Source organism: Paraburkholderia hospita, assembly GCF_002902965.1.
Lineage (GTDB): Bacteria > Pseudomonadota > Gammaproteobacteria > Burkholderiales > Burkholderiaceae > Paraburkholderia > Paraburkholderia hospita.
Genome location: NZ_CP026105.1, coordinates 270,677 through 290,223 on the forward strand (window position 1 = coordinate 270,677; position 19,547 = coordinate 290,223).

General features: G+C 62.9%; 17 protein-coding genes. 2 read left to right on the forward strand and 15 right to left on the reverse strand.

Annotated features, from left to right (window positions below):
• Positions 1-227: 227 nt before the first annotated feature.
• The 7 genes from C2L64_RS01135 to C2L64_RS01165 form a co-directional block, all read right to left on the reverse strand.
• Positions 228-674, reverse strand: a complete 447-nt coding sequence (locus C2L64_RS01135; protein ID WP_079498192.1) for a YchJ family protein — start codon at positions 672-674, stop codon at positions 228-230.
• Positions 675-692: 18 nt separating this feature from the next.
• Positions 693-1,823, reverse strand: a complete 1,131-nt coding sequence (locus C2L64_RS01140; protein ID WP_079498189.1) for an acyl-CoA dehydrogenase family protein — start codon at positions 1,821-1,823, stop codon at positions 693-695.
• A gap of 36 nt (positions 1,824-1,859) precedes the next feature.
• Positions 1,860-2,537, reverse strand: a complete 678-nt coding sequence (locus tag C2L64_RS01145) for an SDR family oxidoreductase (protein WP_007577805.1) — start codon at positions 2,535-2,537, stop codon at positions 1,860-1,862.
• Between the two features lie 61 nt (positions 2,538-2,598).
• A complete protein-coding gene (locus tag C2L64_RS01150; RefSeq protein WP_086918054.1) occupies positions 2,599-3,789 on the reverse strand; it encodes an acetyl-CoA C-acetyltransferase in 1,191 nt (396 codons plus the stop codon).
• Complete coding sequence (can, locus tag C2L64_RS01155) at positions 3,782-4,558, reverse strand: carbonate dehydratase (RefSeq protein WP_086918053.1); 777 nt, start codon at positions 4,556-4,558, stop codon at positions 3,782-3,784. Before can ends, C2L64_RS01150 begins: the two co-directional genes overlap by 8 nt.
• A gap of 60 nt (positions 4,559-4,618) precedes the next feature.
• Positions 4,619-6,445, reverse strand: a complete 1,827-nt coding sequence (gene aceK, locus C2L64_RS01160; RefSeq protein WP_079500077.1) for a bifunctional isocitrate dehydrogenase kinase/phosphatase — start codon at positions 6,443-6,445, stop codon at positions 4,619-4,621.
• Positions 6,446-6,647: 202 nt separating this feature from the next.
• Complete coding sequence (locus C2L64_RS01165; RefSeq protein ID WP_079484103.1) at positions 6,648-7,091, reverse strand: MerR family transcriptional regulator; 444 nt, start codon at positions 7,089-7,091, stop codon at positions 6,648-6,650.
• 188 nt (positions 7,092-7,279) lie between these two features.
• Here C2L64_RS01165 and C2L64_RS01170 point away from each other — a divergent pair, with 188 nt between their 5' ends.
• The gene (locus tag C2L64_RS01170; protein WP_090835047.1) at positions 7,280-8,359 is read left to right on the forward strand and encodes an MBL fold metallo-hydrolase; all 1,080 of its coding nucleotides are present in this window, start codon (positions 7,280-7,282) and stop codon (positions 8,357-8,359) included.
• Positions 8,360-8,601: 242 nt separating this feature from the next.
• Here the strand turns inward: C2L64_RS01170 and C2L64_RS01175 are convergent, their stop codons facing one another.
• The 6 genes from C2L64_RS01175 to argS form a co-directional block, all read right to left on the reverse strand.
• A complete protein-coding gene (locus C2L64_RS01175) occupies positions 8,602-10,200 on the reverse strand; it encodes an ABC transporter substrate-binding protein (RefSeq protein ID WP_079484109.1) in 1,599 nt (532 codons plus the stop codon).
• A 233-nt stretch (positions 10,201-10,433) separates the two neighbouring features.
• Positions 10,434-11,246: a helical backbone metal receptor gene (locus tag C2L64_RS01180; RefSeq protein ID WP_090834936.1), complete on the reverse strand. Its 813-nt coding sequence runs from the start codon at positions 11,244-11,246 to the stop codon at positions 10,434-10,436.
• 3 nt (positions 11,247-11,249) lie between these two features.
• Complete coding sequence (locus C2L64_RS01185; protein WP_090834937.1) at positions 11,250-12,020, reverse strand: SDR family oxidoreductase; 771 nt, start codon at positions 12,018-12,020, stop codon at positions 11,250-11,252.
• A 19-nt stretch (positions 12,021-12,039) separates the two neighbouring features.
• Positions 12,040-12,678: a thiol:disulfide interchange protein DsbA/DsbL gene (locus tag C2L64_RS01190; RefSeq protein WP_042306407.1), complete on the reverse strand. Its 639-nt coding sequence runs from the start codon at positions 12,676-12,678 to the stop codon at positions 12,040-12,042.
• A 151-nt stretch (positions 12,679-12,829) separates the two neighbouring features.
• Positions 12,830-13,621, reverse strand: a complete 792-nt coding sequence (locus C2L64_RS01195; protein WP_090834938.1) for an SPOR domain-containing protein — start codon at positions 13,619-13,621, stop codon at positions 12,830-12,832.
• Between the two features lie 101 nt (positions 13,622-13,722).
• Positions 13,723-15,507 (reverse strand): arginine--tRNA ligase, encoded by a 1,785-nt coding sequence (gene argS / locus C2L64_RS01200; RefSeq protein WP_090834939.1) that lies wholly within the window; start codon positions 15,505-15,507, stop codon positions 13,723-13,725.
• Between the two features lie 427 nt (positions 15,508-15,934).
• On the opposite strand from argS, the gene C2L64_RS01210 reads away from it, so the two are divergent.
• Complete coding sequence (locus C2L64_RS01210; RefSeq protein ID WP_086909925.1) at positions 15,935-16,261, forward strand: DUF1840 domain-containing protein; 327 nt, start codon at positions 15,935-15,937, stop codon at positions 16,259-16,261.
• A gap of 186 nt (positions 16,262-16,447) precedes the next feature.
• Here the strand turns inward: C2L64_RS01210 and C2L64_RS01215 are convergent, their stop codons facing one another.
• Together C2L64_RS01215 and metH are read right to left on the reverse strand one after the other, a co-directional pair.
• A complete protein-coding gene (locus C2L64_RS01215) occupies positions 16,448-16,648 on the reverse strand; it encodes an acid-shock protein (protein ID WP_086909924.1) in 201 nt (66 codons plus the stop codon).
• Between the two features lie 179 nt (positions 16,649-16,827).
• Positions 16,828-19,545 (reverse strand): methionine synthase, encoded by a 2,718-nt coding sequence (metH, locus tag C2L64_RS01220; RefSeq protein ID WP_090834940.1) that lies wholly within the window; start codon positions 19,543-19,545, stop codon positions 16,828-16,830.
• Positions 19,546-19,547: the final 2 nt, after the last annotated feature.

Genomic DNA, 19,547 nt, shown 5'->3' on the forward strand with positions numbered 1-19,547 from the left:
CAATTTATATTTGTGCAATTCAGTACAAACCCCTTGCGGCACGAATTTCCTTTTGTCAGATGTGCACGAAGCCGTTTGGGGCGGGTTTCGGCGGCAATTCGGAAAGAATCGGTAATTGAGGGACGTGGCGCCCACCCAACACGTTGATTTTCTTACAGAAATGGCCCTTATTTGAGATATGTAAGGGATGCTTGATACGTTGTTGCAGCGCAACCGGAATACGAGCGTCAGCGATCGCTTACATCGCCATCGACGTAACGCCAATGCCCATCGTCGCCTCTGATAAAACGGCTGGATTCATGCAGCCGATGCGCCCGTCCGCCCACCTTGTAGCGCGCGACGAATTCCACTTCGGCGTGCGTAGCGTCGAGCGGCGTGAAGCGTTTGATCTGCAGACCTAGCCAGCGAGGCGCGTCGGCTGCGCTCGGGTCGGCGTCTAGATCAGCGGGGCAGGTTTGCGGCGCCCATGTATCGCGCAAATATTGGGATTCGCCGAGCGCGTAGGCGCTATAGCGGGAGCGCATCAGTTCGAGCGCGGTCGGCGCGGCCGCGCCGCCGTCGATGAACCGGCCGCAGCAATCCGCGAAACGCGGCGGCTTGTCCGAGTCGCGCCGGTTCGGCGCGGCGCCGCCGCAAGGGCAATCGGTGGGACGTTGTTTTGCTGATGCAGTCATGAAAGATTGAGATGGGGTTCAGCTCAGTCCGCGTGCGATGAGAATCTTTTGGATATCGCTGGTGCCTTCGTAGATCTGGCAGACGCGAACATCGCGATAAATGCGTTCGACGGGAAAGTCGCTCAGATAGCCGTAGCCGCCGTGAATCTGCAGTGCGGCCGAACAGATGCGCTCCGCAGCCTCGGAGGCGAACAGCTTGGCCATCGCCGCTTCCGTCAGACACGGCTGGCCCGCGTCCTTCAGCGATGCTGCGTGCCAGATCAACTGACGCGCCGCTTCGAGTTGCGTCGCCATGTCGGCGAGCCGGAACTGCACGGCCTGGTGCGCGAAGAGCGGCTGTCCGAAGCTTTCACGCTCCTTTGCGTACGCAAGGGCCGCTTCGAACGCCGCGCGCGCCATGCCGACGCTCTGAGCGGCAATGCCGATGCGCCCGCCTTCGAGCCCCGACAGCGCGATCCGGTAGCCTTCGCCTTCCGCGCCGATCAGGTTGGCGGCGGGAACGCGGCAATTGTCGAAGACGATCTGCGCGGTATCGGACGAATGCTGGCCGAGCTTTTCCTCTAACCGCGCGACGACGTAACCGGGCGTGTCCGTCGGCACGACGAACGCGCTGATGCCGCGCTTGCCGGCGCTTTTGTCGGTAACGGCCATCACGATCGCGACATTGCCGTTCTTGCCGCTCGTGATGAACTGCTTGACGCCGTTGAGCACGTAAGAGTCGCCGTCGCGCGTGGCAGTGGTGCGCAACGCCGATGCATCCGACCCCGCTTGTGGTTCGGTGAGGCAGAACGCGCCGAGCATTTCGCCGCGCGCGAGCGGCGTGAGCCAGTCGCGTTTCTGCTGCTCGTTGCCATACGTCAGAAGAATGCTGCACACGGGGCAATTGTTGACCGAGATCGCCGTCGACGTGCCGCCGTCGCCCGCCGCGATCTCTTCGAGTATCAGCGCGAGCGCGAGCGCGTCGAGCCCGGCGCCGCCGTATTCCTCCGGCACGAGCACGCCGTACGCGCCGAGTTCGGCGAGCTGACGATGCACGTCGGCGGGAAACTTACGGTCGCGGTCCCATTGCGCGGCGTTCGGCGTCACGGCGTCGCGCACGAAAGTGCGCACCGCGTCGCGGATCATCAGGTGGTCCTGATCGAGCAACATGCGGGTGTCTCCTGATTATTTGTGTGATGTTTGCCGTTACCAGTCGATCGCCGTGCCGTCGTACTGGAAGAACCGGCCGTGAAAGAGATGCGGCGTGCTCGACGCCTGCGCCAGCACTTCGCGCATGCCGCGCACGCTATGTGCGGGATCGACGGCAGCCGATGCGCCGCCCATGTCGGTGCGCACCCAGCCGGGATGCAGCGAAACGCAGGTGGCGTGGCGCGTCTGCAGCGACGTCACTTTCAGCACGTCGTTGAGCGCCGCCTTGCTCGCGCGATACAGCCAGCCCGTCGTGCCCGTCGCCTCGCTGATGCTGCCCATGCGGCTCGACAGCACGGCCAGCACGCCGCGCGCGTCTTCGACGAGCGGCAGCAGAACCGGGATCAGTTGCATCGGCCCGCGCACGTTGGTCGTCATCACGAAGTCGAAGTCGTCGGCGGTGACGGTTTCTATGCCTTCCGTCTGCGGCCCGTACACGCCCGACACGATCACGGCGGCATCGAGCCGCTCGCCGTCCAGCTTCCAGCCGAGCGCGGCAATGTCCTCGGGTGCCGCGACATCGAGCGAAAACGCTTCGGCACCGAGCGCGACGAGTTCACCGAGCGACGCCTCGTCGCGCGCGGTGGCGAGCACACGCCAGCCATCGTGCCGATACTGCTTCACGAACTCGCGTCCGATGCCGCGCGACGCGCCTACGATCAACACTGTCTTCATGAGATGTCCTGTCGTGACTCGTTGCGCGCGGGCCGCCGCGCGCCGCCATTCGAACGATGCGTCAGACCAGCTCGACGCCCATCGCCGTCGCTTCGCCGCCGCCGATGCACAGGCTCGCGACGCCGCGTTTCAGGCCACGTTTTTTCAGCGCGCCGATCAGCGTGACGAGAATACGCGCGCCCGATGCGCCGATCGGATGGCCAAGCGCGCACGCGCCGCCGTTCACGTTGACCTTGTCGTGCGGCAGGTCGTGCTCTTTCATCGCGGCCATCGTGACCACGGCGAACGCTTCGTTGATTTCGTACAGATCGACGTCTTGCGCTTTCCAGCCGTTCTTGTCGAACAGCTTGCGGATCGCGCCGACAGGCGCCGTGGTGAACTTCGCCGGTTCCTGCGCAAAAGTGGCGTGGCCGACGACGCGCGCGAGCGGCGTCACGCCTAGCTTCTTCGCCATCGATTCCCGCATCATCACGAGCGCGGCCGCACCGTCGCTGATCGACGACGAGTTCGCGGCCGTCACCGTGCCCGTTTTGCTGAACGCGGGCTTGAGCGTCGGAATCTTGTCGAGATTCGCCTTGAATGGTTGTTCGTCGCGCTCGACCGTGACGCTGCCTTTCTTGCCTTCGATCGTGACGGGCGCGATTTCCCATGCAAACGAGCCGTCTTCATTGGCGCGCTTCGCGCGCGTCAGCGACTCGATGGCGAACTTGTCCTGCGACTCACGTGTGAAATCGTACGAACCTGCGCACTCTTCGGCGAACGTGCCCATCAGACGGCCTTTCTCGTAGGCGTCTTCGAGACCGTCGAGGAACATGTGGTCCATCACCTGGCTGTGGCCCATGCGCATGCCGCCACGCGCCTTCGGCAGCAGGTACGGCGCGTTCGTCATGCTCTCCATGCCGCCCGCGACGATCACGTCGACGGAGCCGGCCGTGAGCATGTCGTGCGCGAACATCGCCGCGCGCATGCCGGAGCCGCACATCTTGTTGACGGTCGTCGAGCCCGTCGACAGCGGCAGGCCCGCGCCGAGCGCCGCCTGACGCGCGGGCGCCTGGCCCTGGCCCGCGGGCAGCACGCAGCCCATCACGGCTTCCTCGACCTGTTCGGGCTTCAAGCCCGCGCGTTCGACGGCTGCCTTGATCGCGATTGCGCCGAGCTGCGGCGCCGTCAGCGACGCGAACTCGCCCTGGAACGCGGCCATCGGCGTACGCGCGACGGAAACGATGACCACAGCATCTTTTGTCTCACTCATGTTTCATCTCCTTGATAACACCGTGAACGACAGCGGCCACGTCGCCGAGCTTTTCGGCGTCGGCGGCGACCATGTCGTTGTCAGCCGTGTGCGCGCGGTTCGCGGAAACGGCCGCGACGCAACTGGTGTAGGTCTCCTCCAGCCTCGACGGATCTTTGATCGTCATGCCGAGATCGCGCACGCGGCCGTCATGGACGCCATACACCCAACCGTGAATGGTGAGGTCCTGGCCGCGCGCCCATGCGTCGTTGACGATTGTCGTGCGGCACACGTTGACGACCTGTTCGATCGTATTCAGTTCGACGAGGCGGCGATGCCGCGCTTCGCCCATCGGCCATTGTTCGAGCAGCGCAGCGTGCTTCGAGCGCACGTCCTGCACGTGATGCAGCCAGTTGTCGGCGAGACCGACGCGCCGGCCGTGCAGCGCCGCACCGACGCCCGAGCAGCCATAGTGGCCGACGACCATGATGTGCTTGATCTTCAGCAGATCGACGGCGAACTGGACCACGGACAGACAGTTGAGGTCCGAGTGCACGACGACGTTCGCGATATTGCGGTGAACGAACACTTCGCCCGGCGGCAGGCCGATGATCTCGTTGGCGGGCACGCGCGAATCCGCGCAGCCGATCCACAGATACTCAGGCGCCTGCTGATGCGCGAGCCGCGAGAAAAACTCAGGGTCCTGTTCGAGCTTGTGCGAGACCCAGGCATCGTTGTTCGCAAACAGATGCGCGAGGGGATGTTCAGTAGCAGAAGCGTTCGTAGTCATGATTCGTTCCGACGTAAATCTGGTTGTTTGATGTTGTTCGATCGTGGACGGCGTGCGCTTTCATGCTGCGCGCACCGTCGGCTTGGTGGATGCATTGGCGGCGTGGTCCTGATCCGCTGCGAACCGTTCCGGATAGCGCACGGAAAAACGCAGGCTACCGTCGTACGGATAGAAGTCGGGCAACTCGCCTCGGAGAATGTGATCCTTGTGCTTTTGCCAGAGCGCAGGGTCGAAGAAATCCGCGTGATGCTTGAGAAAATATTCGCGCACGCGCGTGTCGCCGAGCAAAAACGTGTTGTACGTCTCCGGAAAAATGTCATGCGCACCGACTGTGTACCACGGCTCGCCCGACATCTCGTCTTCCTCGTTGCGCGGCGGCGGCACCGCGCGCACATTGCAATCGGTGAGGTATTCGATCTCGTCGTAGTCGTAGAACACGACGCGTCCGTGCCGCGTGACGCCGAAGTTCTTGTACAGCATGTCGCCGGGAAAGATGTTTGCCTGCATCAGTTCTTTCACCGCGTTGCCGTACTCGCGGATGCCGTGCTCGACGTCGGCGTCCGTGCCGTTCTGCAGGAAAATGTTGAGCGGCACCATGCGCCGCTCGATATACAGATGCCTGATGACGAGATTATCGCCTTCGTATTCGAGCATCGACGGCGCTTCCTTTTCCAGCTCGCGAATGAGCGCGTGATCGAGGCGCGACAGCGGCAACGCGACGCTCGAATATTCGAGCGTGTCGGCCATGCGTCCCAGACGGTCATGTCGCTTGACGAGCTGATACTTGCCCACCACCTGCGCGCGCGTCGTTTCTTTCGGCGGCGGGAATGAATCTTTGATCAGCTTGAACACGTACGGAAACGACGGCAGCGTGAACACGAGCATCACCATGCCCTTGATGCCGGGCGCGATGATGAACCGGTCGCTCGAATGCCTCAGATGCTGCAGCAGATCGCGATAGAAAAGGTTCTTGCCCTGCTTCTGCAAGCCCACCGACGTATAGATTTCCGCCTTCGGCTTGCCGAGCAGAATGCTGCCGAGAAATTCGACGTACGCGGACGGTACTTCCATATCGACGAGGAAGTACGAGTGCGCGAAGCTGAAAATGATCAGCAGCTGATCGCGCTTGCAAAGCAGCGCATCGATTGCGAGCAGGCCCGGCTTCACGTGATGGATCGGCAATGCGAACGGCACCATCATGTCGCCGTTGATGATACGCCCGATGATGTACGCCGCCTTGTTGCGGAAGAACAGCGACGACAGCACGTGAATCTGGAAATTGGGCGCCTCGTTGAAGGTGCCGAAGTTGTCGTGCAGCGCCTGAATCACGCATTCGACGTCGCGCGGCAGGTTTTCGAACGGCGGGTTGAACTGGAAGTTCGTGACGATGCGCTCGAGCGTGACGGCGAGGCCGTCCCTGCCGGGGTAATACGCACGATACGTCGGCTTCGCTGCCGGCTCGTCGTTCTCGATGTACTCGGTCGAAATCGCGGGCCGCACGAAGATGAAATCATTGTTGAAGTACGAGCGATGCAGGATCTGACAGCACACCGAATTGAAGAACGTCTCCGCGCATTCGGGCTGGCGGTGCGACGTCAAAAGTCCGATGTAGTGCAGCTTGATCTGCTGCCAGACTTCGTCGTCGATGCTCTCGGCGTCGTATTCGTCCTCGAGCTTTTCGATGCACTCGCGTACGCGCTCGTCATACGACGTGATCCGGTCGCGCGCGAGTTTCTGCAGGCCGTGCCAGTCGGCGGTTTCGAACAGGTCTTTCGCGTGGATCGCCGCTTCGCGGAAGATCCGGTAATGCCGGTCGAACCCCGCGAGCAGCGTCTCCGCGACGTCGAAGCCGATCTGTGACGACAGCAGTTTGGGAAAGTGATTCATGTCGACCGTGCATTCGTTCAATGTCGCGAAGACCCCTGCGATTGTATCGCCCGGGTGAGCTTGCGAGACGCCTTCAGGCCTTTTGAGCGCGGCGTCGACGCATTGCCGTTTGAAGCGTGTTGCATGGCGTTCGGCGCATCTTCACGCAACGCCGCGCCAACTGTCGTGTTTGGCATCCGATCTTCCGATCAGGATTTTTCTTTCAATCTGTCTTGGTGCCTTCGTGCGCGAGTTTGTCTGCCTCGCTGTAGCCGTCGCCGCGCGTGCCGCGTTCGAGCAGCGCGCGCGCCTGCGCTTCGTATTGCGCGAGGTCTTCGAGCGTCGCGTTGAGGTCCTCGCGCTGACGCTCCAGCACTTCGCGATGCCGAACCACCGTCGCGAGGAACGCCTGCAACTGCGGTTGGGTATCCGTCGGCGAATCGTACAGGTCGAGCAGATCGCGAATCTCCGACAACGTGAAGCCCAGACGTTTGCCACGCAGCGTCAGCCGCAGCCGCGTGCGGTCGCGGCCCGAGTACACGCGGCGCAAACCGCTCGAACCTTCGCGGCTCGGTGAGAGTAAACCCTGGTCTTCGTAGAAACGGATCGCGCGCGGCGTCACGTCGAATTCGCGGGCCAGTTCGGTAATCGTGTATTGGGTGTTCATCGTTGGGTCTGGGTCGGCCTGTCCGGTCTGTCCTGATGGACGGGCACAAAAACGGATTGAACGCTAGAATCGACGTTTACGTTATCGTCAACCTGAACAAAGCGCAACCACGCGCACGGCCGCTTCATGCAACCCGATTTGCAACCGACCACGCAACCGACCGTGCCGCCGACGAAGGAAACCCTACGATGAATGCTCTCGAACACCAGCTCGACTATCCATTCGCTGACCAGATGCCCGCCGCCGGCACGACGCGGGAAGTCGCGCCGGGCGTCTACTGGCTGCGCATGCCGTTGCCGTTCGCGCTCGATCACATCAACCTCTGGCTGCTGCGCGACGAGATCGACGGGCAGAAGGGCTGGACGATCGTCGATTGCGGGATCGCTTCGGACGAGATCAAGGCGAACTGGGAAACGCTGTTCGACACGGCGCTCGAAGGCTTGCCCGTGCTGCGCGTGATCGTCACGCATTGTCATCCGGATCACCTCGGTCTCGCGAACTGGCTGTGTGAGGGCGGCGAGAAGAAGCGCTGGAACGTGCGTCTGTGGATCTCGCTCGGCGAGTACATGCTGGGCCGCGTGATGGCGGCCGGCGACGGCTCGAACGCGGGCGGCGAGGGCGCGGCGCGGCACTTTGCGCGGCATGGACTAAGCGACGAGACCTCGCTCGACAAGCTGCGCAACCGCAAGAGCTATTACGCGAACCTCGTTCCTTTGGTGCCGGGCCAATACCGGCGGATGCGCGACGCCGATGCGCTGTCGATCGGCGGGCGCACGTGGCGAGTCGTGACGGGCTTCGGTCATTCGCCGGAGCATTGCGCGCTGCATGCGGAAGCGGATGGCGTGCTGATTTCCGGCGATATGGTGTTGCCGCGCATTTCGACGAACGTGTCGGTGTTCGACATCGAGCCGGAAGGCAATCCTCTGGCGCTGTATCTCGGTTCGCTTGGCCGTTATGAAACGATGGCACCGGATACGCTGGTGCTGCCTTCGCATGGCAAGCCGTTTCGGGGGCTGCATACGCGTATCGGACAGCTGCGCGATCACCACGCGGCGCGGCTGGCGGAAGTGCGTGAGGCGTGTGCCCAGATGCCGTGTAGCGCGGCGGATATCGTCCCCATCATGTTCAAACGGGAACTCGATATTCACCAGATGACGTTCGCGATGGGCGAAGCGCTCGCGCATTTGCATCTGCTGTGGCTTCAGGGGGAGTTGAAGCGGGTGCAGGGTGGGGATGGGGTGATTCGGTTTGAGGGTGAGGGCAGATAAGCCGTTGCGTTAAGCGGCGAGCGTCAGGCACGGACATGAATTCTTGCTTTGCCGACACACCTCAGAAGCACCCGAAAACCGCCCGGATCGTCATAAAGTCAAAGTAAAGCGGTTTAAATTTGATTTTATGGTGAAAAAGTTCGGCGCACGCGATGCGCCCGAGCCACTTCGTCGCCCCAAACAAAAAGCCCGGCCGCATCTCGCAGGCCGGGCTTTTTCCATAGCGCGAACCGCAGCGCAGCTTACTGCACCACCACCGCCCCAAAATTCTGCCGCCCAAACGGACTGACGTGATACCCGCTCACGTTCGTCCGCGTGATAGCGGCCGCCGTCGGATACCCAAGCGGAATCCACAGCGCAGCATCGTGAATGATCTGCTGCGCGGCTTCATACGCTTTCGTGCGCTTGCCCTGATCCGCCGTCTCCTTGCCCTGCGCGATCAGTTTGTCGAGCTCCGGGTCGCAATAACGCGCGAAGTTGATCCCCGACTTCACCGCATTGCAGCTAAAGAGCGGCGACAGATAGTTGTCCGGGTCGCCGTTGTCGCCGGCCCAGCCCATGAACAGCGTGTCGTGCTGTCCCTGCTTGGCCTGCTTGATCAACTCGCCCCATTCGATCACCTTCACCTCGGCCTTCACGCCGATCTTCGCGAAGTCCGCCTGCAGCATTTCCGCGCCCGCCTTCGGATTCGGATTCAGCACGCTGCCGTTCGGCCGCACCCAGATCGTCGTTTCGAAGCCGTTCGGATAGCCCGCTTCGGCGAGCAGTTTCTTCGCCTTCTCCGCGTCGTACGGCCACGGCTTGACGGCCTTGTCGTAGCTCCACGTATTCGGCGGATACGGATTGTTTGCGGGCGTCGCCGTGTTGTCGAACACGGCTTTCAGGTACGACGTGCGGTCGAACGCCATGTTCAGCGCCGCGCGCACCTTCTGGTTATCGAGCGGCTTCTTCTGCGTGTTCAGCGCGACGAATGCCGTCATGAACGCGGGCGTCTGCACGACGGCGAGCGACTTGTCCTGCTTCGCGTCGGCGACATCCTGCGGCTTCGGTGACAGCGCAATCTGGCATTCGCCTGCCTTCACCTTTTGCGCGCGCACAGCGGCGTCGGGCGTGATCGCGTAGATCAGACGGTCGATCTTCGGCTTCGCGCCCCAGTAGCTCGGGTTCACGTCATAGCGGATGATCGAATCTTTCGTGTAGCCCTTCAGCACGAACGGACCTGTGCCGATCGGCTTCGCGTTCAGGTCGGTCTGTTTGCCCGCCTTCAGCAACTGGTCCGCGTATTCGGCCGAATAGATCGACGCGAAGCCCATCGTCAGGATCGACACGAAGGTCGCGTTCGGCTCGTTCAGCTCGAACTTCACCGTGTTGTCGTCGACCTTCGACACCGCCTTGATCAGCTTCACGAGACCCATCGACTGCGCGTGCGGAAAGCCGCTCGCGCCTGCGACCTTGTGCCACGGGTTGTTGTCGTCGAGCATGCGGGTGAACGTGAAGACGACGTCATCGGCGTTCAGCGCGCGCGTGGGCTTGAAATAGTCGGTGGTCTGGAACGGCACGTTCGGGCGCAGATGGAACGTGTACGTGAGGCCGTCGGTGCTGACGTCCCACTTGTCGGCGAGCGACGGCACGACTTTCTTCGCCGCTTCGTCGTACGACACGAGCGAATTGAAAATCACATCCGCCGATGCATTGGTCGTGACGAGCGAGTTGTACTGGACGACGTCGAAGCCGTCCGGGCTCGATTCCGTGCAAACGGTTAGCGGCTTCGCGACGGCCAGCGCGGGCGCGGTGGCGAGGGCCGTCAGCGTCGCGGCGGCGGCAAGCAACTTGAAACGCATAAGATCTCCCGGGATTTCGAATTGTTCGTGGCGGGGCGGCGTCGTGCATTTGCTGCTGACTACGCGCGCTCCGGGCGGGTGCTTTCACGCAAACTGATTCTGATACGGTTTCGGTGCAGGCGCAGTGCGTCACATCAGTGCGTCATTCGTCGCCGGCTCTGGCGCAAGCTTATCGAACGCTTTCAGCAGCGACAACAATTGAATCCGTATATCCATATGGCGGCGGATACGCGCTAACGGCTGGCGTGGTCCAGAAGATACGCGATGCCGTCGATCGCACGCGAGCCGTACCACGACACCATCTCGCCGTCGATCAGCCCGATCCATTTGCCCGCGAGGCGAGCGTCCCGCTCGAGCGCGTCGCAATGCTGCTGGGTGAAGCGATACGGCTCGCTCGACAGCAACACGCGATCGGCCTGGGCGAGCCACGCGGCATCCAGATCGAACGAAGGATAACGCGCCGCGCCTGTCTCGCCGCCGCGCACATCGGGCAGCGTCTGCCAGTTCACGAGGCGCAGCATTGCTGAGATATAGGTGTCGCGTGCGACGGTCATCCACGGCTCGCGCCAGATCGCATAGAGCACGTTCTGCTGCGGCCATTCGCGCGATGCGCATGCGTCCAGTTGCGTCTGAAGCTGTGCGCCCAACGCGCGCGCTTCGTCGTCGCGATCGAAAATCGCGCCGAGCAGCGCATACAACGCGAAGTTGTCCTCGGGCGTCAAAGGATGCGTGACGACGACGTGCGGCACGAACGCGCGCAACTGCTCGACGGTCTCGCGCTCGTTCTCGTCGACATTGACGATGACATGTGTGGGTTGCAGCGCCTGCACGGCGTCGATCTTCACGGCTTTCGTACCGCCGACTTTCGGCACACGGCGCACCTTGTCGCGCGGATGCACGCAAAAGCCCGTGCGCCCGACGATCTGCGCGTCCAGCTTCAAAGTAAAGAGAAGTTCGGTGATGCTCGGCACCAGCGATACGATGCGCGCGCCGCGTTCCGCTTTCGCGTGTTCGACACCGGCTGCATCGACGACACGCGTGCGCATGATCTACTGCGCAGCGCGCGGCTTGCGCGGAGCCTTTTCGAAGACGGCGTCGTAGAGCCAGCGAGGCGCGACGTGCAGCAGCATCGACACGAGGCGCATTTGCCATGGGAAGGTCGCGAAGCGTCTCTTGTGCGCGATCGCATCGGCGACTTTTGCGGCGAAGCGGTCCGCATCCATCAGGAAGGGCATCGCGTACGGATTGTGCGCCGTCATCGGCGTGCGGATATAGCCCGGCGCGATCGTCACGACCGATACGCCGAACGGCCGCATCTCGACGCGCAGCGCTTCCAGATACTTCGCCGCCGCCGATTTCGACGCGCTATACGCGCCCGAACCCGGCAGGCCGCGCACGCCGGCGACGCTCGCAATGCCGACGAGGGCGCCCTTGCGCGCGTCGACCATTGCTTGCGCGAACGGCTCGAACGTCGCGACCATGCCGAAGTAGTTGATGTCCATCACATCGCGGAACGTTTGCAGGTCGCCGTGGCCTGTCACGGCGCCGCGGCTGATGCCCGCGTTCGCGATCACGATGTCGGGGCAGCCATGCTCCGCGATGAACTGCTGCGCGGCCTGCGCGAGCGCCTCCGCATCCCGTACGTCGACGGAATACACGGAGATTGCGTTCTGGGGATGGGACTGCTGGAAGTCGGCGAGCGCGTCGCCGCGACGGGCGACGAGGCCGAGAATCGCGCCGCGCCGCGCATAGTCGGCGGCGAGCGCTTCACCTATGCCACTGGACGCGCCGGTGATGAAAACCTTCAGTGGTGAACTCATGCGGCGCGTGCGGGCTGAATTACATCTTCTTGGCGCGAACCTGCGCGACCAGATAGTCGAGCACCTGAATCGTGCCCGGCAGGCTGTTGGTCTGCGCCGGACCCGTTTCGTACTTGCCCTGCACGGCGAGCGTCGGCACGCCGTCGATCTTGAAGTCTTCGAGCAGCTTCTTGTCGCGCTGGATCGCGCTCTGCGTCGAGAACGAGTTGTACGCGTCCATGAACTTCTTCGGATCGACGCCCTTGGTCTTGAGGAATTTGGCCTGGTCTTCCGGCGTCAGCAGATAGTTCTTGTTGACGTGGATCTCGTGGAAGATGTCCGGCGTGAGCTGATTGGCGAGGCCGAGCGCGTCGACCGCGTGATAGAGCTTCGAGTGCGGGATGAAGTCGTCGCGGAACGCAACGGGCACGCGCTTGAACACGACGTCGGGGCCCTGCTTCTTGACCCACGCTTCGAGATACGGGTCGAACTCGTTGCAGTGCGGGCAGCCGTACCACATGAACTCGATGACTTCGATCTTGCCGGCAGGCGCTTCAACGGGCTGCGGCGTGGACAGCACGGTGTAGTCCTTGCCGGCGACGGGCGCGGCGGGCGCCGCTTGTACCGCGCTCGCGACGAGACCGATCGAGAGGAAAAGAATGCTGAGCAGTTTTTTCATGTCTTGTGAACCCAATCAGGGAAAGTAACGGTGGCCGGCTTGTTGCGCGCCGCGACCGCTACGGTTTCGACGCCAGGCTGCCGCACCTGAGACTTGCGCCGCGCGCTGAAGGTTCAGCGGCGGCGCATGACAATGCATTACCGAATGTGAATCACTGCTTGGTGAAGCGGATGACGGCTGTATCGACGCCCGCATCCGAAAGACGCTGACGCGTGGTGTTCATGTCCTCGAACTTCGAGAACGGGCCGATACGCACGCGATAGTACGTCACACCGCCCGCATCGCGCTGCGTGACCTTCGATTCGAAGCCCTGGAACGCGAGGCGCGCGCGCTGCTGTTCGGCGTCGGCGGACGTCTTGTAGGCGCCGACCTGCAGCAGATAGCCGGTGTTCGCGTCGTTGGCGGCGGGCGGCGTGGCGTTGGCGTTCGGCGTCGAGCCGGCCTTGGGCGGCTGCGTCGGCGCGTTGTTGGCTGTCGTGGTGGGCGCGCTGGTCGGGCTCGGCGCCTTCTTCGGCGGAATGGCTGCCGTGGTCGTGCCGGTGTTTGCGCCGTTGTCCTGCGCGGGCTTCGGCGCGACGGCGACGCCGTTGTTCGACGGCGGCACTTCGACGATCTGCGGCTCTTCGAGCATGCCCGACGTCTGCGTCTGGTTCGTGGTCTGGCCTGGCGCCGTGTTGGGCGGCGCGGGTTGCGCTGCTTGCGGCACCGGCTGGCCGGGGGTCTTGCCCTGCAGCGGACGGTTCGGGTCGTATTGCGGCTGGCTTGCGCCGCTATCGGATGCAGCGGGCGGCGCGACCTTCGCGACGAACGGCGTAGGCGCGCGCGTGATGTAAAGCGCCACCACCACCGCGATGGCCAGGCCGACGATCAGGCCCAGCACGATACCGAGAAAAGTGCCCCCGGTTTGTTTTGACTGCTTTGTAGTGCGGCGTGGTTTTGCCATCGTCTAATTCACCTGCAAAAGGAAATCTGGAATGACCGTCGATTATAACGACGGTCATCCGGCTATCGTCCCGATTAAATCGCAATTAAAACGCGGAGAGATTACATTTTTGCGGGTGCCGACACACCAATCACAGCGAGGCCGTTGGCCAGCACCTGGCGCGTTGCCGCGAGCAGCGCGATGCGCGCATTGCGCGGTGCTTCGTCGTCGACCAGAACGCGTTCGGCATTGTAGAACGAGTGAAATTCGCCCGCGAGGTCGCGCAGATAGAACGCGACGGCATGCGGCGCGAGTTCGTCGGCGGCGTGCGTGAGCATGTCGGGGTATTCGGCGAGCTTCTGCAGCAGCGCCATCGCGCGCTCGCTGTCGAGCGGCGACAGATCGACCGACGGCAGCACCGCTTCATCGGCACCGTAGCGCGACTTCCATTCGTTGATCACCGAGCAGATGCGCGCGTGCGCGTACTGCACGTAGTACACCGGGTTCTCGTCGTTCTGCTTGAGCGCGAGATCGACGTCGAACACGAACTCCGTGTCGGCCTTGCGCGAGATCAAAAAGAAGCGCACGGCGTCACGGCCGCGGCGGATCGTCTCTTCGTCGAGCAGATCGGGCGAGGCCTCCTGGCCCGGCACGGCGCCGCCCGACCATTCGATCAGATCGCGCACCGTTACATAGCTGCCCGCGCGCTTCGAGATCTTCACTTCCTGGCCGTCGCGCATCACGGTGACCATCTTGTGCAGCACGTAGTCGGGATAGCCCTTCGGAATGCCGACGCCGAGACCCTGCAGCCCGGCGCGCACGCGCGCGATCGTGCCGTGGTGGTCCGAGCCCTGGATGTTGATGACCTTCGTGAAGCCGCGCTCCCACTTCGTCTCGTGATACGCGACATCGGGCACGAAGTACGTGTACGTGCCGTCGGACTTGCGCATCACGCGGTCCTTGTCGTCGCCGTCGTCGGTGGTGCGCAGCCACAGCGCGCCTTCCTGCTCGTAAGTCTTGCCCGCCGCGATCAGCTCGTTCACGGTCTTCTCGACGCGGCCTTCCTTGTACAGCGACGATTCGAGGTAATACTGGTCGAACTTCACGCCGAACGCCTGCAGGTCCATATCCTGCTCATGACGCAGATACGCGACGGCGAAACGGCGGATCGCATCGAGGTCTTCGACGTCGCCCGCGCCCTTGACGGGTTCGCCGTCGCTTGCCGACACGGTCTCGCCGTTCAGATAGTCGCGCGCGATGTCGGCGATGTATTCGCCGTTGTATGCGGCTTCGGGCCAGCCTGCGTCGCCCGGCTTCAGGCCACGGGCGCGCGCCTGCGTCGAGATGGCGAGATTGCCGATCTGCACGCCGGCGTCGTTGTAGTAGAACTCGCGGTGCACGTCATAGCCTTGCGACGCGAGCACGTTCGACGTCGCATCGCCGAGCGCGGCCTGGCGGCCGTGGCCGACGTGCAGCGGGCCGGTCGGATTGGCCGAGACGAACTCGACCAGCACGTGCTTGCCCGCGTCGCGCTGCGAGCGGCCGAACGTTTCGCGCTGCTCGAACACGGCGGCGATCACGGCCTGCTTGGAAGCCGCCGACACACGCAAGTTGATGAAGCCGGGACCCGCCACTTCGGCGCTATCGACGAGGCCTTTCGCGAGCGGATGCGCGAGCAGCGCATCGACGATCTGCTGCGCGAGCTGGCGCGGGTTCGCACGCAGCGGCTTGGCGAGCTGCATCGCGACGTTGCACGCGACGTCGCCGTGCGCGGCGACCTTCGGCCGTTCGAGCGTGATGGCGGGCGCGATGAACGCGGCTTCGGATTCACCTTGCGTCGCCTGGGCGACCTGCTTGACCACGTCGGTCAAGAGGGTTTCGAGAGTGTGTTTGTGTGCAGGCAGCATGCTTGTTGCGAGTCCAGTGAGGCAGTCCGATGAAGCGGGGCAGCGCCGCGAACGGCGTGATGCAAGGCCGTCGACGGCGTGGAAAGCGCTTGAGCGCCCGATGCGCGGCGCCCGCGCGACGCTGCGGCGGCGCGGCAGGCGGCTAACGTTTCGTGGCGCGGGCCGTGGCGACAGTCTGCAACACGCGCAGCTGCGACGCAGCGCAGCGTGCCCGGCCGCACGGCAGCGAGCTTTTTCCGTCAATGTCGGATTTTAGCAGGTGCTAATATGTCCAATGAGATGCCCAGCAAGGGCCGTGGCCGCCAGCCTGCCGTCGACTGACAGGCGGGCGTGTCAACGGAACCCGTGCGGCTGGCTGTTGCGATGTCGCGAGTATCCAGCGGCCGGCCGCGCGAGAAGCCAACATAACGAAAAGGGAACCGTCATCATGCTGATTACTTTCAAATGCCGCTCCGCCCCCGACGTGGTGATGCTGGAGAATCTCGCCCAATATTTGCTCGGCATCATCGGCAAGCGGCTCGGCCAACGCGGCGTGATCGCTCACGACGAACTTGGCGTGGTGATCTCGAAGCTCGAAGCGGCCATCGTTACCGACAAGCAGGAGCGCGCCGAGCATGAGGGCCACTTCCACGAAGGGGAGGATGGCCACGAGCACCACGAGATTCCGATTGGTCTCGCGCAGCGGGCGTATCCGTTCCTCGACATGCTGCGCGCTGCGCAGAAGGAAAATACGGATATCGTCTGGGGCCTCTGAACGCTGAAGCGAGCTGCCAGCGTGCGTTGAGCGGCGCCCGTTCAGGCGCCTCCGTGGGTTTGATGGCCGCCGCTTTCGTGGTGGTGGCGCAGACCGCGCATCGCGTTCGGTCAGGCCAGTGTGTTGCGCCCAGAAGCAAAAAAGCCCGTCGAACGACGGGCTTTTGCTTTTGCAGCGCCGCGAGCCTTACTGACTCGCGCCTTGCGGCGCAGTCGCGGGAGCGGATGCGCCGTTCTTCTTCTTTTTCGGCTTTTTCACATGCTTGACGGTGGGCGGGGAGTACGAACTCACCGCACTCGATCCGCCCGGCGCCTGAGGCTGAGCCTCGGTGATCGGTGCAATGGCGGCAAGCGATAACACGGTCAACATCAGCGTCAGCTTCTTCATACGATTTTTCTCCGTTGACGGTTGCAAGTCGTTGAGCCGACGCGTTTTTCCGGTCGCGTCTGGCGGGTCGGCAAGTAATGCCCGCTCAGTCTACAAAGCCGAAAATATTCGCTGTGCTTTCAACTGAAAATATTCAGCCTACGGCCAGCGATATAGTCCTGCCGCCCGGCGTCTGCGTCTTACAGCAACGGCGCGAGCGCGCGTTGGGCATCCGCCTTCGACAGCGACATGCGCTGCGCGTAGTCCTCCAGCTGATCCTGGCCGATCTTGCCGACCGAGAAATACGTGCTGTCGGGATGCGCGAGGTAGAAGCCGGAGACGCTCGCAGCGGGCAGCATCGCCAGTGATTCGGTGACACTCATGCCGATCTCGCCTGCTTGCAGGACGTCGAACATGTCGCGCTTGACGAGGTGATCCGGGCACGCCGGATAGCCCGGCGCGGGACGGATGCCGCGATACTTCTCGCCGATCAGATCGTCGTTCGAGAGGGTTTCGCTCTGCGCATAGCCCCACAGGTCGCGGCGCACGCGCGCGTGCATTGCTTCGGCGAACGCTTCCGCGAAGCGGTCGGCGAGCGCCTTCAGCATGATCGCGCTGTAGTCGTCGTGATCCTGCTCGAACTGCTTTTCCTTCACGTCGACGCCGAGGCCCGCCGTGACAGCGAACATGCCGATGTAGTCGGCGACGCCCGAATCCTTCGGCGCAATGAAGTCGGCAAGCGAGCGGTTCGGACGCATCACGCCGTCCACCACGGGGCGCACGCTTTGCTGGCGCACGTTGCGCCACGTCAGCGCGACTTGGCTGCGCGACTCGTCCGTGTAGATTTCGATGTCGTCGTCGTTGACGGTGTTAGCGGGCAGCAGCGCGACCACGCCGTTCGCCGTCAGCCAGCGGCCCTGGATCAGGCGCGCGAGCATCGACTTCGCATCCGAGAACACGCGCCGCGCCGATTCGCCGACGATCTCATCGTTCAGGATCGCGGGATACGGACCGGCGAGATCCCACGTCTGGAAGAACGGGCCCCAGTCGATATAGTTCGCGAGTTCGCTCAGATCGAAATTCTTGAACACGCGCCGGCCGATGAACTTCGGCTTCACCGGCTGATAACCGCTCCAGTCGATCTTCGCCTTCTTCGCGCGCGCCTCGGCGAGCGTGACGAGCGGCAGCGCCTTCTTGTTCGCGTGCTGATCGCGGATGCGGTCGTAGTCGGACTTCAGTTCGTCGAGATACTTCGTCGCGCCTTCGTCCGACAACAGGTTCGACGCAACCGACACCGAGCGCGATGCATCCGGCACGTACACGACAGGGCCTTCGTAGTGCGGCGCGATTTTCACGGCCGTGTGCACACGCGAAGTCGTCGCGCCGCCGATCAGCAGCGGAATCTTCTTCACGCGGAAGTAGTCGTCGCGCTGCATTTCCGACGCGACGTAGGCCATCTCTTCGAGCGACGGCGTGATCAGACCCGACAGCCCGATGATGTCCGCGCCTTCGACTTTCGCCTTCGCGAGAATCTCGTTGCACGGGACCATCACGCCCATGTTGACCACTTCGAAGTTATTGCACTGAAGCACCACGGAGACAATGTTCTTGCCGATATCGTGCACGTCGCCCTTCACGGTCGCGATGACGATCTTGCCTTTCGCGCGGACGTCGCCGCCCGCTTCGGCGAGCTGGCGCTTTTCTTCTTCGATGAACGGAATCAGGTGAGCGACGGCCTGCTTCATCACGCGCGCCGACTTCACGACTTGCGGCAGGAACATCTTCCCCTGGCCGAACAGATCACCGACGACGTTCATGCCGTCCATCAGCGGCCCTTCGATCACGTTGATCGGGCGGCCGCCGCCGTCCATGATCTTGGCGCGCGCCTCTTCCGTGTCTTCAACGATGAAGTTCGTGATACCGAGCACGAGCGCATGCGCGAGACGTTTTTCGACAGGCTGATTGCGCCATTCGAGGTTCTCTTCTTTCTTCGCTGCGCCCGTCTTGAACTTGTCGGCGCTTTCGAGCAGACGGTCGGTGGAATCATCGCGGCGGTTCAGCACGACGTCTTCGACGCGCTCACGCAGATCGGTGTCGAGGTCCGCGTACACGCCCAACTGGCCCGCATTGACGATGCCCATGTCCATACCCGCCTGAATCGCGTGGTAGAGGAACACGGTGTGAATCGCTTCGCGCACCGGGTCATTACCGCGGAACGAGAACGACACGTTCGACACGCCGCCGCTCACCTTCGCATACGGCAGGTTCTGCTTGATCCAGCGCGTTGCATTGATGAAGTCGACAGCGTAGTTGTTGTGCTCTTCGATACCCGTTGCGATTGCGAAGATGTTCGGGTCGAAGATGATGTCTTCGGGCGGGAAGCCGACTTCATTGACGAGAATGTCGTACGAGCGCTTGCAGATTTCCGTCTTGCGCTTGTACGTGTCGGCCTGGCCTTGCTCGTCGAACGCCATCACGACGGCCGCCGCGCCGTAGCGGCGAATCAGGTTCGCGTGATGGCGGAAGCTCTCTTCGCCTTCCTTCAGCGAGATCGAGTTGACGATCGCCTTGCCTTGCACGCACTTCAGGCCCGCTTCGATCACCTCCCACTTCGACGAGTCGATCATGATCGGCACGCGTGCGATGTCCGGCTCCGATGCGATCAGATTCATGAAGCGCACCATCGCCGCTTTCGAATCGAGCATCGCTTCGTCCATGTTGACGTCGATGACCTGCGCGCCGTTCTCGACCTGCTGGCGCGCGACGGCCAGCGCTTCGTCGAACTGGCCGTTCAGAATCATCCGCGCGAATGCCTTCGAGCCCGTCACGTTGGTGCGTTCGCCAACGTTGATGAAGAGCGTCCCCGAAGTGACGTTGAACGGCTCCAGGCCGGAAAGGCGCATCGTGTGATCGGTCATGG

Excerpts from the sequence above, each read along its gene's own strand:
- C2L64_RS01215 (WP_086909924.1), bottom strand. The coding sequence starts at position 16,648 with ATGAAGAAGCTGACGCTGATGTTGACCGTGTTATCGCTTGCCGCCATT.
- C2L64_RS01175 (WP_079484109.1), bottom strand. The coding sequence starts at position 10,200 with ATGCGTTTCAAGTTGCTTGCCGCCGCCGCGACGCTGACGGCCCTCGCC.
- C2L64_RS01150 (WP_086918054.1), bottom strand. The coding sequence starts at position 3,789 with ATGAGTGAGACAAAAGATGCTGTGGTCATCGTTTCCGTCGCGCGTACG.
- C2L64_RS01165 (WP_079484103.1), bottom strand. The coding sequence starts at position 7,091 with ATGAACACCCAATACACGATTACCGAACTGGCCCGCGAATTCGACGTG.
- C2L64_RS01185 (WP_090834937.1), bottom strand. The coding sequence starts at position 12,020 with ATGAGTTCACCACTGAAGGTTTTCATCACCGGCGCGTCCAGTGGCATA.
- C2L64_RS01210 (WP_086909925.1), top strand. The coding sequence starts at position 15,935 with ATGCTGATTACTTTCAAATGCCGCTCCGCCCCCGACGTGGTGATGCTG.
- C2L64_RS01190 (WP_042306407.1), bottom strand. The coding sequence starts at position 12,678 with ATGAAAAAACTGCTCAGCATTCTTTTCCTCTCGATCGGTCTCGTCGCG.
- C2L64_RS01135 (WP_079498192.1), bottom strand. The coding sequence starts at position 674 with ATGACTGCATCAGCAAAACAACGTCCCACCGATTGCCCTTGCGGCGGC.
- C2L64_RS01180 (WP_090834936.1), bottom strand. The coding sequence starts at position 11,246 with ATGCGCACGCGTGTCGTCGATGCAGCCGGTGTCGAACACGCGAAAGCG.
- metH (WP_090834940.1), bottom strand. The coding sequence starts at position 19,545 with ATGACCGATCACACGATGCGCCTTTCCGGCCTGGAGCCGTTCAACGTC.
- aceK (WP_079500077.1), bottom strand. The coding sequence starts at position 6,445 with ATGAATCACTTTCCCAAACTGCTGTCGTCACAGATCGGCTTCGACGTC.
- C2L64_RS01170 (WP_090835047.1), top strand. The coding sequence starts at position 7,280 with ATGAATGCTCTCGAACACCAGCTCGACTATCCATTCGCTGACCAGATG.
- C2L64_RS01145 (WP_007577805.1), bottom strand. The coding sequence starts at position 2,537 with ATGAAGACAGTGTTGATCGTAGGCGCGTCGCGCGGCATCGGACGCGAG.
- argS (WP_090834939.1), bottom strand. The coding sequence starts at position 15,507 with ATGCTGCCTGCACACAAACACACTCTCGAAACCCTCTTGACCGACGTG.
- can (WP_086918053.1), bottom strand. The coding sequence starts at position 4,558 with ATGACTACGAACGCTTCTGCTACTGAACATCCCCTCGCGCATCTGTTT.
- C2L64_RS01195 (WP_090834938.1), bottom strand. The coding sequence starts at position 13,621 with ATGGCAAAACCACGCCGCACTACAAAGCAGTCAAAACAAACCGGGGGC.
- C2L64_RS01140 (WP_079498189.1), bottom strand. The coding sequence starts at position 1,823 with ATGTTGCTCGATCAGGACCACCTGATGATCCGCGACGCGGTGCGCACT.